Origin of the sequence: Lunatibacter salilacus, assembly GCF_009797935.1 — a bacterium.
Taxonomy (GTDB): domain Bacteria; phylum Bacteroidota; class Bacteroidia; order Cytophagales; family Cyclobacteriaceae; genus Lunatibacter; species Lunatibacter salilacus.
On record NZ_VOLC01000013.1, the window covers coordinates 103,379 to 123,220 of the forward strand.

20 protein-coding genes and 1 tRNA gene are annotated in these 19,842 nt (G+C 40.2%); 8 read left to right on the plus strand and 13 right to left on the minus strand.

Annotated features, from left to right (window positions below):
- Positions 1-31: 31 nt before the first annotated feature.
- On the minus strand, positions 32-508 hold the full coding sequence (locus FQ608_RS17430) for a GNAT family N-acetyltransferase (protein ID WP_394351665.1): 477 nt from the start codon (positions 506-508) through the stop codon (positions 32-34).
- Positions 444-1,442 (minus strand): PhoH family protein, encoded by a 999-nt coding sequence (locus FQ608_RS17435; RefSeq protein ID WP_158859665.1) that lies wholly within the window; start codon positions 1,440-1,442, stop codon positions 444-446. Before FQ608_RS17435 ends, FQ608_RS17430 begins: the two co-directional genes overlap by 65 nt.
- A gap of 105 nt (positions 1,443-1,547) precedes the next feature.
- Here FQ608_RS17435 and FQ608_RS17440 point away from each other — a divergent pair, with 105 nt between their 5' ends.
- Positions 1,548-2,318 carry an SAM hydrolase/SAM-dependent halogenase family protein gene (locus tag FQ608_RS17440; protein WP_158859667.1) on the plus strand — a complete coding sequence of 257 codons (771 nt, stop codon included), beginning with the start codon at positions 1,548-1,550 and terminating at the stop codon, positions 2,316-2,318.
- 174 nt (positions 2,319-2,492) lie between these two features.
- Positions 2,493-2,576, plus strand: a tRNA-Leu gene (locus tag FQ608_RS17445).
- A gap of 147 nt (positions 2,577-2,723) precedes the next feature.
- On the opposite strand, the gene FQ608_RS17450 is transcribed toward FQ608_RS17445, so the two are convergent.
- From FQ608_RS17450 to FQ608_RS17470, 5 genes are all read right to left on the minus strand, one after another.
- Positions 2,724-3,485, minus strand: coding sequence for an FRG domain-containing protein (locus FQ608_RS17450; protein ID WP_158859669.1), 762 nt, complete (start codon positions 3,483-3,485; stop codon positions 2,724-2,726).
- A gap of 171 nt (positions 3,486-3,656) precedes the next feature.
- Positions 3,657-4,223, minus strand: coding sequence for a hypothetical protein (locus FQ608_RS17455; RefSeq protein ID WP_158859671.1), 567 nt, complete (start codon positions 4,221-4,223; stop codon positions 3,657-3,659).
- Between the two features lie 565 nt (positions 4,224-4,788).
- Complete coding sequence (locus FQ608_RS17460; protein ID WP_158859673.1) at positions 4,789-5,310, minus strand: pentapeptide repeat-containing protein; 522 nt, start codon at positions 5,308-5,310, stop codon at positions 4,789-4,791.
- Positions 5,311-5,448: 138 nt separating this feature from the next.
- Entirely contained in the window at positions 5,449-6,306 is an 858-nt protein-coding gene (locus FQ608_RS17465) for a hypothetical protein (RefSeq protein ID WP_158859675.1), read from the minus strand.
- An 11-nt stretch (positions 6,307-6,317) separates the two neighbouring features.
- The gene (locus FQ608_RS17470) at positions 6,318-7,238 is read right to left on the minus strand and encodes an Abi family protein (protein ID WP_158859677.1); all 921 of its coding nucleotides are present in this window, start codon (positions 7,236-7,238) and stop codon (positions 6,318-6,320) included.
- 383 nt (positions 7,239-7,621) lie between these two features.
- Between FQ608_RS17470 and FQ608_RS17475 the strand changes: the two genes are divergently transcribed.
- Both FQ608_RS17475 and FQ608_RS17480 read left to right on the plus strand, forming a co-directional pair.
- The gene (locus FQ608_RS17475; RefSeq protein WP_158859679.1) at positions 7,622-8,473 is read left to right on the plus strand and encodes a hypothetical protein; all 852 of its coding nucleotides are present in this window, start codon (positions 7,622-7,624) and stop codon (positions 8,471-8,473) included.
- Between the two features lie 342 nt (positions 8,474-8,815).
- Positions 8,816-9,109, plus strand: a complete 294-nt coding sequence (locus FQ608_RS17480; protein ID WP_158859681.1) for a helix-turn-helix domain-containing protein — start codon at positions 8,816-8,818, stop codon at positions 9,107-9,109.
- 5 nt (positions 9,110-9,114) lie between these two features.
- Here the strand turns inward: FQ608_RS17480 and FQ608_RS17485 are convergent, their stop codons facing one another.
- Positions 9,115-9,315: a hypothetical protein gene (locus FQ608_RS17485; protein WP_158859683.1), complete on the minus strand. Its 201-nt coding sequence runs from the start codon at positions 9,313-9,315 to the stop codon at positions 9,115-9,117.
- Between the two features lie 98 nt (positions 9,316-9,413).
- On the opposite strand from FQ608_RS17485, the gene FQ608_RS17490 reads away from it, so the two are divergent.
- Positions 9,414-10,631 (plus strand): ATP-binding protein, encoded by a 1,218-nt coding sequence (locus tag FQ608_RS17490; protein WP_234364251.1) that lies wholly within the window; start codon positions 9,414-9,416, stop codon positions 10,629-10,631.
- A gap of 302 nt (positions 10,632-10,933) precedes the next feature.
- On the opposite strand, the gene FQ608_RS17495 is transcribed toward FQ608_RS17490, so the two are convergent.
- From FQ608_RS17495 to FQ608_RS17505, 3 genes are all read right to left on the minus strand, one after another.
- Positions 10,934-11,506 (minus strand): TlpA family protein disulfide reductase, encoded by a 573-nt coding sequence (locus FQ608_RS17495; protein ID WP_158859687.1) that lies wholly within the window; start codon positions 11,504-11,506, stop codon positions 10,934-10,936.
- Between the two features lie 78 nt (positions 11,507-11,584).
- Entirely contained in the window at positions 11,585-12,184 is a 600-nt protein-coding gene (locus tag FQ608_RS27820) for a collagen-like protein (protein ID WP_158859689.1), read from the minus strand.
- 213 nt (positions 12,185-12,397) lie between these two features.
- Positions 12,398-12,769: a globin domain-containing protein gene (locus FQ608_RS17505; RefSeq protein WP_158859691.1), complete on the minus strand. Its 372-nt coding sequence runs from the start codon at positions 12,767-12,769 to the stop codon at positions 12,398-12,400.
- Positions 12,770-12,932: 163 nt separating this feature from the next.
- Here FQ608_RS17505 and FQ608_RS17510 point away from each other — a divergent pair, with 163 nt between their 5' ends.
- Together FQ608_RS17510 and FQ608_RS17515 are read left to right on the plus strand one after the other, a co-directional pair.
- Entirely contained in the window at positions 12,933-14,609 is a 1,677-nt protein-coding gene (locus tag FQ608_RS17510) for a carboxylesterase family protein (RefSeq protein WP_158859692.1), read from the plus strand.
- A gap of 244 nt (positions 14,610-14,853) precedes the next feature.
- Positions 14,854-16,272 (plus strand): SLC13 family permease, encoded by a 1,419-nt coding sequence (locus FQ608_RS17515; RefSeq protein ID WP_158859694.1) that lies wholly within the window; start codon positions 14,854-14,856, stop codon positions 16,270-16,272.
- 45 nt (positions 16,273-16,317) lie between these two features.
- Here the strand turns inward: FQ608_RS17515 and FQ608_RS17520 are convergent, their stop codons facing one another.
- Together FQ608_RS17520 and FQ608_RS17525 are read right to left on the minus strand one after the other, a co-directional pair.
- A complete protein-coding gene (locus tag FQ608_RS17520; protein WP_158859696.1) occupies positions 16,318-17,235 on the minus strand; it encodes a sugar phosphate isomerase/epimerase family protein in 918 nt (305 codons plus the stop codon).
- A gap of 178 nt (positions 17,236-17,413) precedes the next feature.
- Complete coding sequence (locus tag FQ608_RS17525; RefSeq protein ID WP_158859698.1) at positions 17,414-19,165, minus strand: Ig-like domain-containing protein; 1,752 nt, start codon at positions 19,163-19,165, stop codon at positions 17,414-17,416.
- A 148-nt stretch (positions 19,166-19,313) separates the two neighbouring features.
- Here FQ608_RS17525 and FQ608_RS17530 point away from each other — a divergent pair, with 148 nt between their 5' ends.
- A complete protein-coding gene (locus tag FQ608_RS17530; protein ID WP_158859700.1) occupies positions 19,314-19,838 on the plus strand; it encodes a DinB family protein in 525 nt (174 codons plus the stop codon).
- Positions 19,839-19,842 lie beyond the last annotated feature (4 nt).

The window sequence follows — 19,842 nt, forward strand, 5'->3', positions numbered from 1 at the left end:
TCAACGGTTAGGAAGTTATACTGATACATTACTAAACTCGTGCCGGAATAAGAAGTTTCATTTTGTAATGGGAAATATTACATTCCATAAAAAGATCTCCTTCTTTCTGGAAGCCGAATTTTTCGTACAGCCCCATTGCGGATACCTGCGCGTGAAGGTAGCAGGTATTTCCGTTGGAGTCTGGATGTTGTTGGATATCCGCCAACACAGCCTCCACTAAAGCCTGTCCTACTCCAATGCCCCGAAATTCCTTAAGTACGGCAAAACGCTCCAACTTAATGCCTTTGTCGGTAAAACGCCAACGAGCTGTTCCCGCTGGCACTCCGTCTACCAATGCCTTAAAATGTCTTGCGGAAGTTTCGAATTCATCGTACTCCTCATCCGGATCCACTTCCTGCTCTTCTACAAATACAACTTCTCTAATCCGGAAAATATCATCCAGATCAGATTGGCTTTCTACCGGAATTACTTCTATTGCCATTGGCTGATTGGTCTGGTGTTTCTTCATGTTTTTCATAGGCGTCGATAATGGATTTGACCAAACGGTGACGGACTACGTCCTTGCCGGATAGCTGGACCACTCCTATGCCTTTTACGTCCTTTAATATTTTCAGCGATTCACTTAGTCCTGACTTTTGCCGGGTTGGAAGATCCACTTGGGATTGATCTCCAGTGATGATCACCTTGGAGTTGGGACCCATCCGTGTGAGGAACATTTTGATCTGCTGACTGGTGGTATTCTGGGCCTCGTCCAATAGGATAAATGCGTCATGAAGAGTTCTACCACGCATATAAGCTAAGGGAGCAATTTCGATGACGCGGGTTTCCTGGTAAAACTTCAGCTTTTCGGAAGGAACCATATCTCCTAACGCATCATAAATGGGCCGCAAGTAAGGATCCAGCTTTTCCTGCAGGTCACCGGGAAGAAACCCAAGGTTCTCCCCTGCCTCCACGGCTGGACGGGTGATGATAATCCTTTTCACCTCACGGTTTTTGAGCGCTCTGACTGCCAAGGCTACAGCGATATAGGTTTTGCCGCTTCCCGCAGGTCCCAAGGCGAAAACGAGGTCATTTTTAAAAGAAGACTCTACCAGTTTCTTTTGGTTGGCAGATTTCGGTTTGATGACAATTCCCTTATTTCCATAAAGGATAACCTCATTCTTTACTTGCGGGGAATCCAAGGGAGTGTTTTCCAGCGAAATGTAATCCTTGACGTTTTCCGGCGTGATCTGACCAAATCGGCCAAAATGATCCAGCAGCATGTTGAGAATATCATTGATGCGCAATATTTCAGGTGCCTGACCTTTAATCCTTATTTCATTACCCCGGGCTACAATTTTGCTCTGGGGAAAAGCAGACGCAATCTGACGTATATTTTCGTCGTCGGACCCCAAAAAGTCCAAAAGGGAAATATTTTCCAGAGTAATTACTTTTTCTACCAATCCGATTTTTTTCTATTTGTGTATTACCTAAACTTACAAGGATAAAATTCCTATTTTTGTTTCACGCTTATCACAAAAGTAATAATTTTTAATTTACTTGCTTCTATGGCCCTCATAACATTCACATCTGATTTTGGAGAAAAGGACTTTTACGTCCCTGCGGTAAAAGCAAAGATGCTTTCCATTAACCCCCAGCTTGGTATCGTGGACATTTCCCATCAGATAGGCACCTACGATATCGCACATGCCGCGTTTGTACTCCGCGCGGTATATAACGAATTCCCCAAAGGAACCGTACATCTTATCGCCATTAATAGTACGAGTAGTCAAACCGAAGGATTTATCGGCATCAAGCTTAACGAGCACATTTTCATAGGTCCAAACAACGGGGTAATGAGTATGTTATCCGACCAAGACCCGGGCATTATTGTTAAGTTTGGTGATATCCACATCAAGGCCAGTACATTTCCGGCTAAGGATATCTTGGCGCCTATTGCTGCCAAAGTTGCCAGCGGGGCTGCTATCCATGATTTTGGAGGTCCCCTTCAGCGCATCCGCAAAGTCATGCCCAGGCAGTTCAAAGCCAGCAAAAAGGGTATCGTGGGTTATGTGCTGCGGGTTGACAACTACGGAAACCTGATTACCAATATAACAAGGGAAGTATTCAACCAGCTTAACCCGGGCAAATTCAGGATAGAATTCAGCAGGGAAGTGATCGAGGAGTTGCAGACTTCCTACGACCAGGTTGAAGCTGGGGATTGCTTTGTGTTTTTCAACAGCCTAGATTTACTGGAAATTGGCATCAACCACGGCCACGGGGCAAATTTGTTAGGATTGAAATACGACAGTCCGGTGTATATCCATTTTGAAGTTTAAGCCCCTGGTTTTGAAACATCTACTTGGTCTAATGGGGTCAGGGATGTGATTGGAGGGTAAAGGAGGCGAAAATAATTCCAGAAAATTTAAAAGATGGGGGGTTAAAATTATTGCTTGGGAAAAAAACATTGCCCATATTTGCATCCCGTTCAGCAAGGAACGGGGAAATAAAATGCCTTGGTGGCGGAATTGGTAGACGCGTTGGTCTCAAACACCAATGAGGTTACACTCGTGCCGGTTCGACTCCGGCCCAAGGTACAGGAAACCCCCTCAGAAGAGATTTTGAGGGGGTTTTTCTGTTTTTTGGCAAACTATTGGCAAACCAAATAAAAAATGAATCTTGTTTTCAGCCATTATAAAGAATGTAAATTCCTTTTTTCGCCGTTAACCAGAAAATCAGACCCTTTATAATTTTAGTCTAAATGAAGGGTTTTTATTTCTTAAATGCTCTTTAGTAATTTCAAATTTTATTTTTTGAGCAATACCATCTAGACCTGGATAAACTAATCCTTTATGAATTCCAAGAAAATATAATTCATCCAAAATATGCTTTCTATCCTTTCTTTCAATAATAATTTTTTCAAAAGTATTAAAAATTGAATTGTGTTCATTAAAAGGGATAAATGGCTCGCTTTTATCTGGAAAATCGTGTTTTGAAAAACATCCCATCTGATTTGTTACTCGTGGCGAAATATGATGCGGCAACAAAATGCAATTACAAATTTCACTATTAATCCTACGGGCCATCAAAGTACTTTGAGGATGGCAGTTATTCGTTGAAACGACACCAAAACACCAAACATTGGCGTCCTTAGAATTCCAGTAATCTTCAACAGCAAAATATAAAGCAATTAACGGGCTTTCTGTCCAATCTAAAAGGCGTGTTGGCAAACCATGATGTTGGGCTAATGTTAACCATTCCTCATCGCTTTTTGGTGTGATTTTAAGATGAGGCAAACCTTCCCTTTTAAATGATTCCATCATATACTCTTCAACACCTCTCCAGTCGGAGTAAGTATCAGAAATATTTAGCCTAAACAGACCCGGAACCAATTTAAAACTGGAATCACCATGCCCTCTAAAGAACCATTGTGCGATATCTTGATTGTCCAAATTCTGCACAAAACTTAAGAATTCAATTACATTAGTAATTCTACCTGTATTCATATAAAGAGCAGATATTTTTCAAAAATTTTACAAATTGATCGTTGAAAATTTTAATATAGAGAAAAGATCTTGCTTGAAATTAAATTGTCATAATAAAAGTGGGTTGTCATGCCGTAAATAAACACCGCTATCAATAGTCTTTCAGGATACGGAAACATCTGTTTTAATTACTTAAAATTGATTCCAAAATTCGATACTTTGTTGGTCCATATCTAAATCATCGTTATAATGGCTCCAATCGGTAGTGTGTTCAAAACAGTCTCTCGTTTCATAATCAGTGTCATCATTTAATTCATACTCAATAAAATTCCCATAATCTACAAATTTATTTTTGAAATGCGAATCCACTACAACTTGAATATCTAATTTGGGATCTAAATCCAAAAAAGAAAGAATGTTTAATGGTTCTGCCACAGCATACTTCTCAGGATCAGAAAGCTGGTGTAAATAGGTACCTATACAAATCTCTCGATTTTGATTTCTCGAGGGGTAAATTCCTTTAAGTCCGTAGTCTTTCAATAAATATGCAATTAGAAAAACGTCTTGGAACCGACATTTTAAACTAAAAGACATTTCAAAAACACTTATCGATATATTACGGTAAGGACTCCAGGTTTGAAAGGGAATTCTATTTTTGGAAAAACGTTCACTTATAGGTGCGAAATCCGGAAGAATTTTATTTAAGCTCAGATTAAATGACTTTGGATCTAAAAGCTTATAAATTAATTGTTCATCCATAGTTTAATAGTATTAAGTTGTTTTTGAAACCAAAATTGTTTTCAATTTAAAAAAAATATGAATTTAAACAAACAACAAGTGGATCAAATCATTTTTTCATAGCGAGATAAATCTAATTTTTGCGACAAGCTCATGAATTTCGTAAATATTCTCTTCACCATTTTCCCTTTAGAGGCTTTCAGCTCATCACTTATTCCGAGTAGTTTGCCTTTGGGATCCATTGGGAATTTCGATGGATCTTTTGTTTACGAAAAAACACAGGCCACAAGATGAAATGCTTGTAATCTACCTATGCAATATGGAGTAAGCATTTCAATGCTATAATCAAGATTGAATTGATTTAGCACTTATCTTTATCGAATTATTAGAAAAAAGAATCCTATATCAACTTTGCATAAAGCATTAATCTATCACCGAGTGTAATATTTTTCATTCATTTAGTAAATTTAATTTAATAAAACTATAAAAATTACTATATTTTACATAAGACTATCAAATTATTACAGATTTTAGTAATTAGAAATGAAACATCTTTGATGTGTAATTTAATAATCATGAATAAAATTTAGAAGGGAAGTTCATCTATGATTGCTCCCGTTAAATCTACTTGTCGAAAGTCAACCCTGAACATGTGTGCTCCTTTTAGGTTAGCTCTATTAAAATTTGCATTGCGAAGCGAAGCACCTGTGAGATCAGCTCTGGCAAGATTTGTACCCTCAAGATTTGCGCCGTCAAAAATGGAATAAGAAAGATCCACCCCCGTAAGATCCGCTCCGCTTAAATTTGCACCTTTAAAATTCACCCAAGAAAGATCTGCGTTTTTCATAACTTGATCAGCAAGATCAGTTTCTTCTAAGTTCGCACCCTCAAAATTAGCACCCTCAAAGTTTACGTCTTTTAGAACTGCTCTTCGGAGATCAGCTCGTTTAAAATTGGCCTTAGAAAAATCTGCGCTCTCAAAATTTGCTTCAGCAAGATTTGCACCTTCCAAGTCTGATCTAAAAAAATTAGCTCCTTTAAAGCTGGCTTTTCTAAAATCCACTCTTGTTAAATTTAATAAACTCAAATCCATTCCTTCCAAGTTCATGTCTTGAAAACTGATTTTGCCTCTCCCAAAATCTATTAGCTTTATTAGCTTATTTCTTGACAAATCTGCCATAACTCATTCGTTGAATTACATATTTTATGAATGCCATTACCTTTGCATATATTATCTGTTCTCTCATTATTTTTTTGAATAAAGGATATAGTAATTATCTTGATGAAGAAGGAAATTTCTATCAATATCCTTCAAAAACTGCCGCTCAGTAAGAAAGATCTCTAAATCTTCCATTTCAACTAGAATACTGTAGAAAAGAAACAATCTTTCATTCCCGCTCAATGATCCTTCTAACACCGATAAATAATCGTCCATTTTATTTAGTTTTAGAAAAGAAACTATAGCTCTGAAAATTTTCAAATAGCCATCAATTCCAAATATTTTTTCACAATTATCAAAAATAAACTTCAAATCGTTTCTAGTAAGAAATTCTGGATCATAATTTGACTCCACGCCATCTAGTGCTTTTTTGGTAAAAAGAGCCTTGCCATCTTTTGGAAAATCTTTTGAAACAAATTTTTTCCTTAAATAAACATTCATATAGTAATAAAAGGAATTATCTCCAAACTCTTTTTCAACCCCATCGGAATTTGGTTCAAGGCGTGTGATAAACAAACTGGTTTTAACTACTGTAAGCCTATTTAAAAGTTCAAAAAAATATTGGTTATTAATTGTCCGATTATTAAACTCACTCTGACTTCTAATTTCTTGTTGTTGGATTATAATTTGTTGTTGTTGTCCTAGAAAAGCAGCGTATAAAAATAAAACCCCCGCAATAGCTCCTAAAACTTGGGCAAAAGATGTAACATAATCTGAGGCTGGATCTGGAAAAATATTATTAGTGATAATCCATGGGTACATCCATGCAAAATAGAAGATCGTTAAAGAAAGTAATGCGAAAATAACCGCACAAACCAAGCATACTCGGAGGTAGCAAATGTTTGATGAGTATCTGCGACCTAAATCTATGTCTAATTCTCTCATATGCCCTTTTATTAGAAAGCATCTTTATCTCCCACCCACAAACTTTCAAGTTCCCAATCTCTTTTCATACCCAGAGCATTGGGATCCACATTTGGGTATTTTTTAAATAAGTGAATTAATTTCTCCGTAAAATGATTACCAGGCACCACAACATTCAACAAATATTTCATCAAACATAGGTGTACGTACAGCTTGGGAAAATCATGGTGCTTTGGAACATCTTCAACCCACCCATTAGGAGGGTTGGCAAGCAACTTAGGTGCTCCTGGTAGGTTTCTGTTCCATAACCTGGAATGATGGGCACAATAGTTTCTAATTTGTGCTATGGATTGTAACCAGCTAGGCAGATAAATATGGTTTACAGCACCATATTCCTCAGCAATTTTGTCTTTAGATTTAATCGTATTTTTGAGATTCCCGTATAATTTAGACAATGAACCAAAACTTGTCTGTTCCAGCGTCTTCCAGGCTGGCGGAAAACGTTTATCATCGGAATGCTTTTTAAAATGATTTTTAAGGGTTGGGTCTTTTGACCTGCTAATCTCTTCCTCCAATGCGGCAAGTGTTTTTACTAAAGCCCTACTATCGGTGAAAATATCAAAATTCTGGAACCACCAAGGATCATATTCATGGCTAAGATGATAAATCAGTTTCGTTCTTAAACTAATCTCCAATTTTTCGATAACATCAAATAAAAGTGACCTTAGCTCCCTATCAAAGCAATACAATGCAATTACGTCTGAAAATGTACTGTTTGGTTTGAAAATATGATTTACCTTATCTTCCTGCATAGAATGCCAATATTCCCCCAGTCTATAATAGCTTATGTGAGATAAGTAGTGAACAGCTTCGGCCTCTGATTCAATAGCCAATCCTCTGGCCTTTAAAATACTAATTTGTTCATTAATAGAAGTAGGTTTTTTGTCAAACATGCCCAAAAATTAAAACAAAACCCTTATAAAAGCAAAAGACACACCCTGGGACGCTGTTCTACGGGTAGCGTGGTGTGTACTGTTATTGCAAAAGTATAGAAAATTATTTTAATATCCAATACTTACCTTGCTATTTGAAAAAATCATAACTTAATTAAAATTAAAAGTCAATTGCAAAAATTCCGGGTCTTTCCGCTAAGACCCATTCAAAAGTGTAAATTTGAAGTGACCCATTTCAAATTGTCGAAAACGTTCCAAACGAATGGGGGGGTTAATAAGGATGAACTGTATAATTCGTTGGTTAAAAATTTATTTTCAAATGCATGGATCGACACAGTTAAAAAAACGTTCTTACAACATGCGAGTCGAATGACCCAAAAGCTATGAATACATTTTACTCCAATATCTTTACATCCATTTCTCCTTTTAGCCATGAAAGGATAAATTTGGGCTTGCTTCTATTTCAGGAGTCTGGAAAATCTATTGTGAAATTTTCCTCAGAAAAACTATCCTTTATCAAACAGTTGCTTCCTGAGGATTCATTCAAACTTTTAAAAATCCAACTAAAGACTTTCGAAAACCTGACGGGTTCAAAAAATGAATTTGAGTTAAATTACAACCAGTTTAGCTCAAGTTATATCCAATATATCTCAGACTATACGAACAATTTAATTTCACTTACTCCGCCTAAACAAATTGATGTTGAAGTAAATGAGGTAGTGTTTAAAAAATTATATGAGCAATTCGTTTTTAAGTCTGAAATTTCCGGTTTGAAATTGAAAATAAGACCCTCTATCCTAGCCGAAGCAAAGAATAGTTTTATTCCAAAAGTGAAGGAAAGAGTTAACGTAGACTATCAGCTGAAAGCATCTGAGTTTGACTTTATGGTTTTCAACCTACAAGTCGATTTGATCGGTAAAAACGATGTTCCAGTTTTGACCCAATTTGTTGATTTTCAGGGCGCATTTGAATCTATCAAGCGTAGGATCAACGATTATGTGAGTATCATCAAACCGTTTGAAATTAACGAAGAAGGAAAAGTTGGGAAATATTTCATTATTGGCCAAGAACCAAATAAAGAATTGGGTAAGCAACATTCCATCTGGAAAAACTTAATGGTCTCCCCCCTAATATCCAAATCAATCGTTCAGGTAGTTCATCCAAATGAGTTAGATGAGGTACAGGAATATTTTGAAAAACACGATGTTAAGCCTTTTGAACCAATTAAAAACTAACTCGTTACAACATTGAAATCATCGCTAAATGGATTAGAAAAATCGCTTCTGAAGGGGCTTTAGAACGGTTTTTCAGGCAAGAAAATTATGGGGAGGCAATCCCCATCGAAACTTCTGAGCTTGGATTGTATTGTTACCGAGTAAATGATGATATATTGATCTTAGGAAATGGAGGCCGAAAAACTTCACAAGCGGTTCAATTCAGTCCTGATGCGTTTCCTCACTTTCAAATAATCAATGCCTTAGCCTTTGTCCTGAAGTTAAATGTTTCACTAGGAAAAGTTGTAGTTTCTGGAAATCAATTAAAAGGTGACTTAACCTTTTTCACAAACCCTTAAAAAAATGAGCGAACTATTTAATTCAATTCAGGTGAGTGGTGAAGTAGATAGATTTGTGGACCATTCCTTCGATGTGGTCAACAAAATTCATTCAATACTGGAAAAACAGGGAAAAACCCAACAGGATTTGGCAGCATTATTGGGTAAAAGCGAGTCCGAAGTCAGCAAATGGATGCGTGGTACCCATAATTTCACATTGAAAAGTATCGCCAAAATTGAAGCTGTATTGGATGAAAAAATTCTCGAATTTGTCAAAGATGATGAAATAATCTTAAAAAAGGAATCTCTGCGAGTTTGAGTAGACTAATCTTTATCCTTCCCCTCGTCATACACACGCAGACCGGGCTCACCCGCCATCGCCAAATCACTTTTTTCGACAACTTCCTCATCAGCCTGCAACACGGTAACCAGTTCTATACCAAGCACTTTTTCCAGCTTACACAGAGTTTCCAGCTTGAAATTTTCTTCGCCTTTTAAATATTTACACACCTGCTCAACTCCCATGGCCTCCGGAAGCTTGGCCTTGTTCCAGCCTAGTTCATCAAAAAACCATGCAATCTGAAACCGAAACTTTCAAATTACATACTTTTTTACTAAATTTCATGCAAATTGAAAGTTTGATGCAGAATTGGGTAAAAAGAACACTTGAAAGCAAATTGATCCATGCCTTAAAGAGTATGCCCGTGGTCGTTATTATAGGACCCAGACAGGCTGGAAAAACAACCTTGGCATTGGAGCTCGCAAAATCCACCGTGGAAAAGTCAGTACATTATCTGGATATGGAATTGGATTCAGACTTGGCAAAGCTGGATGATGCGGAAAGCTACTTGAGAAGATTTGACAACCAACTTATGGTGATCGACGAAATCCAACGCCGACCCGAATTGTTTAAAATCATTCGAGGGTTGGTAGATATAAGAAGAAGGGCTGGTGAACGTTTTGGTCATTTTCTGCTTTTGGGGTCTGCTCCCAGGGATTTGTTGCAACAAACCTCTGAGACCCTGGCTGGAAGGATCAGGTATTTGGAACTCACTCCATTTTCAGTGATAGAACTGCATCAAAATGACCCCTTGGGATTCAATTATGAGAAACTGTGGTTTAGAGGGGGATTTCCTGATAGTTATTTAGCCGAATCCGACAAGGAAAGTTGGAATTGGAGACATGACTTTATTGCCACCTATGTGGAAAGAGACATCCCCCTATTTGGTCCACAAGTTTCCGCAACGCGGATGAAGCGGTTTTGGAGTATGTTGGCGCATTACCACGGTCAGCAGGCGGTACTTAGCGAAATAGGCAAAAGCCTTGAAGTAAGCCACACTACCATCCGTACCTATTTGGATATTCTACAGGACTTTTACATGGTAAGACAGGTGCAGCCTTGGTCCGGAAACACAAAAAAGAGGCTTGTCAAGTCTCCGAAAATCTATATACGCGATTCGGGTTTGCTTCACAACTTGTTACATATTTCCAGTTTCGATTATCTGATGGGCCATCCCTCTGTAGGGGCAAGTTGGGAAGGCTTTGTGGTCGAAAACATTCTCAACCAACTTTCTCCCCAATGGGTTACCAGCTATTACCGCTCCAGCAACCAAAGTGAAATCGACTTGATTTTGGAAGGGCCAAACGGGGAAGTTTGGGCTGTAGAAATTAAAAAGTCGATCTCTCCTACAGTAGGGGCTGGATTTCACCGAGCCAGTGAGGATATCAATGCGACACGAAAATTCCTCATATATTCCGGCTCTGACCAATTCCCTATGAAAGGGGATATTGAGGCAATAGGCCTTGTGGATTTTATGAAGTTAATTTCAAAATACGACTAAACTGAAACAGTATGCGAACCGAATATATACCACCCTCAACATTATAAAAACCATAAAAAAAGCCTTCAGAAGCGAAGGCTTTTTTTATTGAATCCCTGAAATCCGGAGTACGTTGCTGGAATGAATGAAGAAAAACCTTCCAGATTTCACCCAATTAATTTTAACGAATAGCTGGTTATCAATAAAACCTGGAAGGTTTTCGGATTTACGGAAGGTTTTTTTATTCAATTTACCAGTGGGCGATATATTTAATTCAGATATCTTTACCGAAAGCTAATTTACCAACACCATTTTAAACTATATCACAACCCAATCAAAAACTCCCTAAACTCGGGCGTGTCAAAATTGCTCATTCCCTCCTGATAGAAAACAATTTCACCCTCTGGGCTTACCACGAGTGTGGTAGGTATGGCCTGACTTTGTAGGGAGGGGTTCAGTCCGTAGGCAGCATGCACTACGGGAAACTCAAACCCCTTATCCCTGATATATTTCTTGCTCTTCTCGAAATCATCGTCGAGGGCAATCATTAAAAACTCCACTTCGGCAGTTTTACCTACCTTTTTATAGAGTTCTGAGATATGTGGCATCTCCGCCCTACACGGCGGACACCAGGTTGCCCAAAGATTTATAAACACCGTTTTGCCTTCATATTGAGTAAGGCCGACCCGGTTTCCTTCCATATCCAAAAACTGCCCGGTGAAATCAAATGACTGTTTTTCTTTATTCTCAAGGGTAATAGTTGGCTTCATCAGACCAGTGGATAGCAGCAGGGACTGTACGCCACCCATAAGGGGGGTAATTAAGCCTGTAAAATACAGGACTCCAAAAGCCCCCAGCATAATAGCCCAACTTCTTATTTCTTTTTTCCAATTCATTGCTTATCACTTCATAGTTCAAATGCAAGAATAAGGTAAATTTCCGGGTTATACCGTGACAAAGATTACATTATACTTTTATAGTCCGTAGTAGCTGACCACGGCATCATAATCGTTGAAATCCACATCAGTTTGAGCCACCCTTCCATTTGGCATTTGGGCTATAGGGACGGTGATCACACGCATCTCCCCATAGGTTTCCCCCGGCCCAGCGCTTCGCTGAGTTCTTACGCTGACGCTGCTGCCTATACTCAGCCACCACACCCGGTAGGTGGAGTTACCGCTTATGCCCTGTCCTGGTATGGGATATTTGACGGCAACCGACGTATCAATAAGGTATACAAAGAAAAGATGTGAATCTACCTGCGGACCAATTCCCGGAATACTGACATAGTGTGAGGCATTTATGCCATAATTAGCGCCCGGAAAGGTATATAGCCGAACGTTGGATTCTCCGGGGTCTCCCTTTTCGCCTTGAGGCCCGGTAGCACCGGTATTCCCCTGGGGTCCTTGCGGCCCAGTCGCTCCGGTATTCCCCGGATCACCTTGTGGGCCTTGTTCTCCCTGCTCACCTTGGAGCCCTTGTTCTCCCTGAGGACCTTCGGGCCCTTCAAACATCTCACAGGATGTCATTAGAAAGATGGAAAAAATGAAAATTAAGAAAGTGGAATTTTTCATAAATAAATAAATTATATGATTAGTAAAAAACAAATTCAACAATTCGAAAAGGATATTTAAAAAGATAAAACATCCTTAATAGTTCGGTTTTTTGCAAAAGATATGATTATTTCAAAACAGTAAAAAATAAAAGTAAGAAAAAAAATATCAATCTGCAAGGCCCTAATTTAGATTTTTTTACAAACGAAACTAAACCCATCTTGAATAAATATATCACCTATTTACCATGTGATTGGCAGCATTCAAAAAATAGGCACTGAGAGAATCCCGCACCTTGGATTCCATAGCTACTTGATCAATGGCGTGGTTCATGCAATCAAGCCATTTATCCCGAAGCGTCCCGTCTATCTGCCACTGAAAATGGCGTCGACGAAGCATGGGATGTCCCCTTTTTTCGAGATAGGTCGACGGACCCCCAAACACATGCAGCAAAAACCAATATAACCTTTCTTCTGCGGGAGCTAAGTCCTTGGGATACAACTTACGTAGTTCAGGTACTTGGGCGACTCTTTTATAAAAATGGGTCACAATGGATTTTATTTTTTCATCACCCAAAGATTCGTAAATGGAAGATTCTTCCTGCATCCCGCAAATTTAGCGATAGCGGCACGAAATCAGGTTAAGTCTTATGAAAATTTAAACCCCTTTCAAGTCTTAATTTTTTGGATGAATTAGATAGGTCTATTTTAAATCCCGAAATATTTTGCCTAATTTTATTAAATCCTTTTCTAACTACACTACCTAATCCATGAATAAGTACCTGGCATTTCTTTTTGCTTTTTTGCTTTGCACTGGAAGCTTTGTTACGGGCATTTCCCAGCAATTAGAATCGGGGCCTCAGGTGCTGAGCTTTCATTCAGAAGCAGATGATACCGAGCAGCCGTATGCCATCTACATTCCGGAATTCTTTGATGATTCCAAAGCATACCCTGTGGTTATTATGCTCCACGGGGCTGGCTCCAATCATCGGCTTGCGTTGAGGCGCGTATTTGGGAAAAGTAACGCCGAAGGTGAAACAGACGTAGAAGCAAGCCGCTACTTTCCCTCCTGGGATCATGTCCCCTATATTGTTGCCGCACCCTTTGCCCGTGGGACTGCGGGATATCAGGGAATTCCCGAACAGGATGTGTATGCGGTCCTTGAGGACGTGAAAAAAAGGTTTAAAGTAGATGAAAATAGAATTTACCTAACAGGCCTATCCATGGGAGGCGGCGGAACGTTATGGTTGGGACTTAGCCGACCGGATATTTGGGCTGCCATTGCTCCTGTTTGTCCGGCACCCCCTCAGGGCTCTTCCGACTTGGTTGGAAATGCATTAAACCTGCCTGTCCATTTTTTCCATGGTGACGCAGACCCTGTCGTGCCTATTGCCGGTACTAGAGCGATGGTTGAACAGATGCAGGAAAAAGGTATATTCGTCCAGTCCGAGGAATATGAGGGCGTACAGCATGACAGTTGGGTAAATGCCTATGCCAATGGAAGGCTTTTTGAATGGCTGGGCCAGTTTGAGCGAGACCCCTTTCCCTCCAAAGTTTCTTTTTCAACCCGCCAATTAGCATACAATAAAGCCTACTGGGTGGAAATCCTACAAATAGAGCCAGGGGCTTTGGCTTCTATCGATGCTGAGATTATTTCCGGAAAAGAGTTGAAAATCACCAGTCAAAATATTCGAAGCTTCCAGCTTTCCCTAGCTAATCATCCTGAGGTGGATGCAGGAGACCTGCTTCAAATAGACATCGACGGGAGGAAACTTCGGGTAGCTGCTCAGGATATAATTTCATTTTACAAGGATGGGCCTACATGGAGGCCCGGAAATCTGATCGAACAAGGGGGATTAGTTAAACAAAAAGGACTATCTGGACCCATATACGAAGCATTTTCCTACAGACATATTTATGTTTTTGGCACGGCAGATTCGCCAACGCAGGAAGTTTTGGAACAAAGGAGATCTTTAGCACTAGAGGCTGCCAATTGGTCAGCTTACCGCGGCGAGTTTTTGGGACGAATCCATTTCTTTCCTCGGGTCTTGGCTGACAAAGAGATTCGACCCAGTGATCTTGATTCTTCCCATTTGATTTTATTTGGCACTACTGAAACAAATTCGGTAATCAAAACACTTGAAAATGATCTGCCGATGCACCTTTCGCTCGAAGATGAATCACTCGGAATGATGTACATCTACCCCAGAGAGGGGAAATTGGTCGTCATTAATTCTGGCAAACCATGGTGGGGAGGAAACCGCCCGCCTGGCTACAGCTTTACTGGACCCGCCCAGCAGAACCTGCCCCGATTCAAGGATTTTATGATCTATCGGGATAACCCGGATACCATTTTGTCAGAAGGGTACTTTGACACCTATTGGAAAATTACAAGAGAGCAAGAAGCTGAACTTAAAACTATTCCCAGTGTACATCTTAAACAGTAATTCCATTTCCAATACGGATACTAACATGAAATACTTATCTTAAATGCGCAAACCTTACAGATTTTGTTAATGCTCAGCTTGCTATTCAATAAAACGGGGGAAAACTGAAATGTTTTTCTTAGAAAGGATCACCTGGTTACATGAAATACCGCAGATTTGGGGCATTTAATTAAATTTTCACCTTGATACTAAACTCAATTATAGCCTAGTTTAAATCCCATAAAAATAGTTAAACCGCAAATATATGCCAGACAGTGATTCCAGGTATGCCGCATTTAAGTGGTATAGAAAACTTCGGCTCAACTGGATTTTTAACACATCAACCTTCTTTGGCAACCTGCTTATAGCCATCATTATTACCTACTTCTTTAGAAAGTTGGGTTATGGGGCGGAGGTAAATTATGTGTTTCTGATCAGTATTTTATCTATTGGTTTGTGGATCACGGAGGCTATCCCGCCATTTGCAGTGGGTATTTTCATTATTGCCACCTTATTGGTTGGTTTTAGTACGGATTTTATTTTTCCCAAATCCGCCCCACCAGAACTTTACTTGAGTACCTGGACCAGCAATGTGATTTGGCTGTTGTTGGGAGGTTTTTTTCTTGCGGAGGGCATGAGTGCGGTAGAGTTGGACAGACAGCTTTTCAGTTTTACAGTTAAGCGGTTTGGAAATAAGCCGAATCAATTGCTGTTGGGATTGATGATCATGACAGCCTTGGCAAGTATGGTCATGTCCAACACCGCTACCACAGCCATGATTGTGTCTTCCATTATTCCACTTATTCATCTTTTAGGAAAAGATTCCCCCTATTCAAAGGCATTGCTTACGGCTATTCCTGCATCTGCTTCTGTGGGTGGAATCGGAACCATCATAGGCAGTACCCCCAATGCCATTGCGGTGGGTGCCCTTCAGGAAAAAGGAATTACCTTAACCTTTGTTGAATGGATGGTGGTAGGATTCCCTACAGGCCTGTTTTTGGTGTGGTTGTTTTGGAAATTTCTATGTAAACGACATGATTTCTCCTACGTTGAACTGGACCTAAGCAAACTCCCAAAGCGCGTAGGAACGGTAGATCCAGTGAAGAAAAAGGCGGTAATCTTTACCCTATTCCTTACGGTTGGAATGTGGCTTACAGAACCCATCCATAAAGTGCCCGTAGCAGCAACATCGGCTATCCCAATCGTCTTGCTGACCATGACCCAAGTGATCCATGCCGATCAGGTAAGGACTCTTCCCTGGGACACTTTAATGCTGGTAGCTGGAGGCCTAGCCTTGGGTATAGCACTAGTGGATGTGGGTTTGGCCGGGATTGTCATGGATAAAGTCAATAATCTCCCCATTCATATAGTCGGGGTGACCATGATCTTCTGTCTCATTGCGGTTTTGCTTTCCAATGTGATGAGCAATACCGCAGCAGCATCCATTCTAGTTCCCCTTGGGATTTCCCTACCGGGCATTTATGGTGTCGCTGTACCCGTAATGGTTGCTATCAGTTGTTCCTGCGCCCTTCTATTACCAGTCTCCACCCCATCCAACGCCATCTCCTACAGTACGGGTCTAGTCGAGCAGCGGGATTTTAGAGAAGGAGGAATATTCTTTATTGTATTGGGCCCAATTTTGGCATTTCTGACTGTTATGGTATGGGCATTGTTTTACATTTAGACGTCAAATATCCCTATTAAATTAATCCTCCCTAGCCGAACAACACTACCCAATAGCCTTGACAGCAGCTTTCATCTTTGCCAAACCAGTCTTGGCAACTTCCAGGGGATCCTGTTCCCAATAGGTGCGGTTAAACAATTCCAGAGAGAGTACCTTCTCCCCGCCCATATTTTTAAGATCTGTTAGTATTTCTTTCATGGGAGCGGCTCCGTCTCCCGGATATACCCTGTCTTTATCTTCTTGTTTCTCGCGGGCAATGGTATCCACGTAATCATTCATATGAAAAATCTCAATGGCGTTGCCACTAAGTAATTTCAATCCACCATACCCGGAGCCTCCCCGATAAAGGTGGTACACATCCGCCAATATCCTGGCATCAGGATCATTGGCTACAGCGGCCACCATCAAGGTTTGGCCGAGATGATGAAAGGGCTTAAACGCACCCCAAAACTCCAATTGTGGACGAACCCCAGTACGGCGGCCCAATTCGATCAACCGCTTATATTTTTCACCGGCTGCCATCAGATCAAACGGAGCGTCGTTTCCAATAGCAGGAGCTGCCACCCGGTAGCAGCCTATATCAGCCAGCATCTTCATTTCTTCCTCCATCTGAATAAAACCGGCCTTGCTCTTCGCGTCATTAGCTGCCATCCATGGCGCAAAACCTATGGCGTTTTCTGCTTTTATCTTGTGGTCGCTTAGGTGCTTTTTGAGTTGGGCTGCAGAGTTTTCCTCAATAAAGTTCTTAATATCTTCGATCCATAGCTCTATACCGTCATAGCCTGCTTTGGAAGCAATCTCAATATATTTCAAAATCCCGGGGTTTTGCCCCCGGATGGTGCTCGTATTGAGGCAGTATTTAAATGTACTGGCTTTTTTCTTGGAGGCGTAAGTAACTTCAGGTACCATCAAAAGGGCGGGGCCCATACTTAGGGTTTTTAATACTTTTCTTCGGTCAGTCATTGGGATAGTTGGTATTCTATTGTGCTAAAAGATGTCAAATTGCGAAACAAAATAACAAGAATAGATGATCTTGGATCTAGGTTCAATGGATAAATATAGTTCAAAGGAAAATGATATGAAATAAGATTTTCAATATTTCCAAAAATCTCATCCTACCAAATGGAGAATTGAAGCCAAGTCATATCTTCTGAATGAGGCGGGCGAAGGTACTATTCTTTAGGATATAGATTCCTTTTGGCAGGTTATTTAGGTCAATTTTGTAGAGATGGGAGGAAGCTGATTCAAGAGTCACATCAGCATGAACCTGCATGCCAAAAGAATTTATTACAATAAGGTAATCTCTGCCCAGGTCTTTACCTTGAAAATAGACAAACCTTTCAGTCGGATTGGGGTATAAAACTAAAGATTTATTTGCCTCTTTGGGTATGCGTTGGTTGACTACCCAAGAGAAACTGTATCCCCCATTGAGATCTACTTGCTTGATACGATAAAATGAATTCCCCGGTAATGCCATTTCATGGACAAACGAATAGGTTTGCTTTTCCGTAGTCGTCATGGATCCGGTAACTTTTCCAACCGAACTCCAAGAAAGGCCGTCTTGGGAAGCCTGAATTTCAAAATATTTATTGTCCTCTTCCGAAGCTGTGGTCCAATTAACCGTCACCCCGATATCCGGATGATAGGCGGTGAAGAATTCAAATAATTTAACAGGAAGGGCATTAGATATAACCGTGATGGATACTTCTGCCTCAGCACATTGAAGTTCGCTGGATCCACAAATCTCATATCTAAACAGATCCGTTCCGGTAAAACCCTTATTTGGCAAATAGGTAATTTCCCCCGTCACCAAATCAATTTCCACGCTTCCATTACTGGGAGGGGACTCAATACTTAATGTAGATAAATCCAGGATTTCTCTCGGCAAATCGTTAGCGAGCACATCCACCACCACTGGGAATTCTTGAAAGGTGCTGTCCTGGTCATTATTTGCAGAAACAATGTCGAAAACCCCTACTTTATAAGCGGCAAATGCCGGATCACTGGTTCCATTGAGTCTATATCGCATACTTCTGACTTCATGGAAATTTCCCGAATGTATTCCAAAAGCGCTGAGGTCTGCCACCCATAACCTAAGATCTCTGGTCGTCTTAATAAAGACGTTAGTAGCCAGACCATCTAATTGATAAAAATCTGCCGACCACCTACCAACAGGGTCAATATTCTCGTGATTGATAGTCAATGAATTTCCGATAACGTTACCGTCGGCATCTGTCATAAATATTTCATCCAAGATACTACTGGGCTGTGCAAATTGGGTAACCAAAATATCGGGAATACCATCGCCAATTTGAGTCTCATCAATGATTCCTGTAAAATCGAATATAATATTTCCCGCCGCTATATTCGCAATTCCAGAACCATAATCAAGGCCTCGGATACCCCTTGTTAAAAACGAGGCCAAATTGGGTGGTACATCAAATGGAGCGGGAGAAGAAATAGCATTATCCTTGCCATCAAAAAGCTGTCCCAAGCCAATGTAGGTTCCACTGGATTTTGCTTTAATATTTCTTACAGGAAACGCTTGGTATATATGGGGTTCAAAATTGACTGCCTGGGCCGTAAGGTTGGCATCGTCTACCCCAGTGGAATAGACTATTTCATTCCAAGTGAATCCCAATAAATGATGGGTATTGTCAGGCAAGGTCGTGTTAATATCATCTATTCCCGAAGTCCAATATCCTCCAAAGTCGGTGTAAATCCTAGTGGCGCCGCCAAAATCCTGACCATGGACGGGAATCGTGCTCAAAAAAAAGAAAATAGGGATAGCGAAGCACAAAAAGAAATCAGGCAACTTTCGAAATTGCCGTTTTCCTTTTTCACTGACATTGTCTATACCCTCCCACATGCCTACATCACACCATATTACCAAACATATACAAAATTATGAATAACATAAGTATTTTTATGTATTTAAAAATTATAGTCTGTATATTAGTATAAATATAGTGTTTTATTTTTATATATTAATAATCACGAGATAAAATAGTATATTCGTATTATCAATTATTTTCGCCGTTATGAGCAATTCATCTAATACCAATTTTCGGGAAGTCTGGCAACGGGGTCCGGTAAAAAATATCCCCCCACTTTTGCAGCCTGTGGCCCATGCCCTAGTTCAGACAGGAGAAGATGCGGAAAAATACACCATCAACTTGGATGATGAGACACTTTGGGAAAGACCCGCTGGGGTAGCATCAGTTGGGTTTCACTTACAGCATATCGTGGGGGTTTTGGACCGATTATTTACCTATGCGGCAGGAAACACCTTAAATGATACGCAACTGGAATTTCTTAAAAATGAAGGTAATCCGGAAAATGAACACATAGGAAAAAAACAGCTGCTTCATGTTCTTCAAAGCAAAATTAAAGAAGCGCTGCAACTTCTTGAGCATACTGAAGAGTCATCCCTTACAGAAATCAGATACCTAGGCAGGGCAAAAATTGAAACCACGAAAATGGGGCTTCTATTTCATGCGGCCGAACATGCGCAACGGCACATCGGCCAATTATTGGTTACCGCAAAGTGGGTAAGTCAAAAATAGGAAT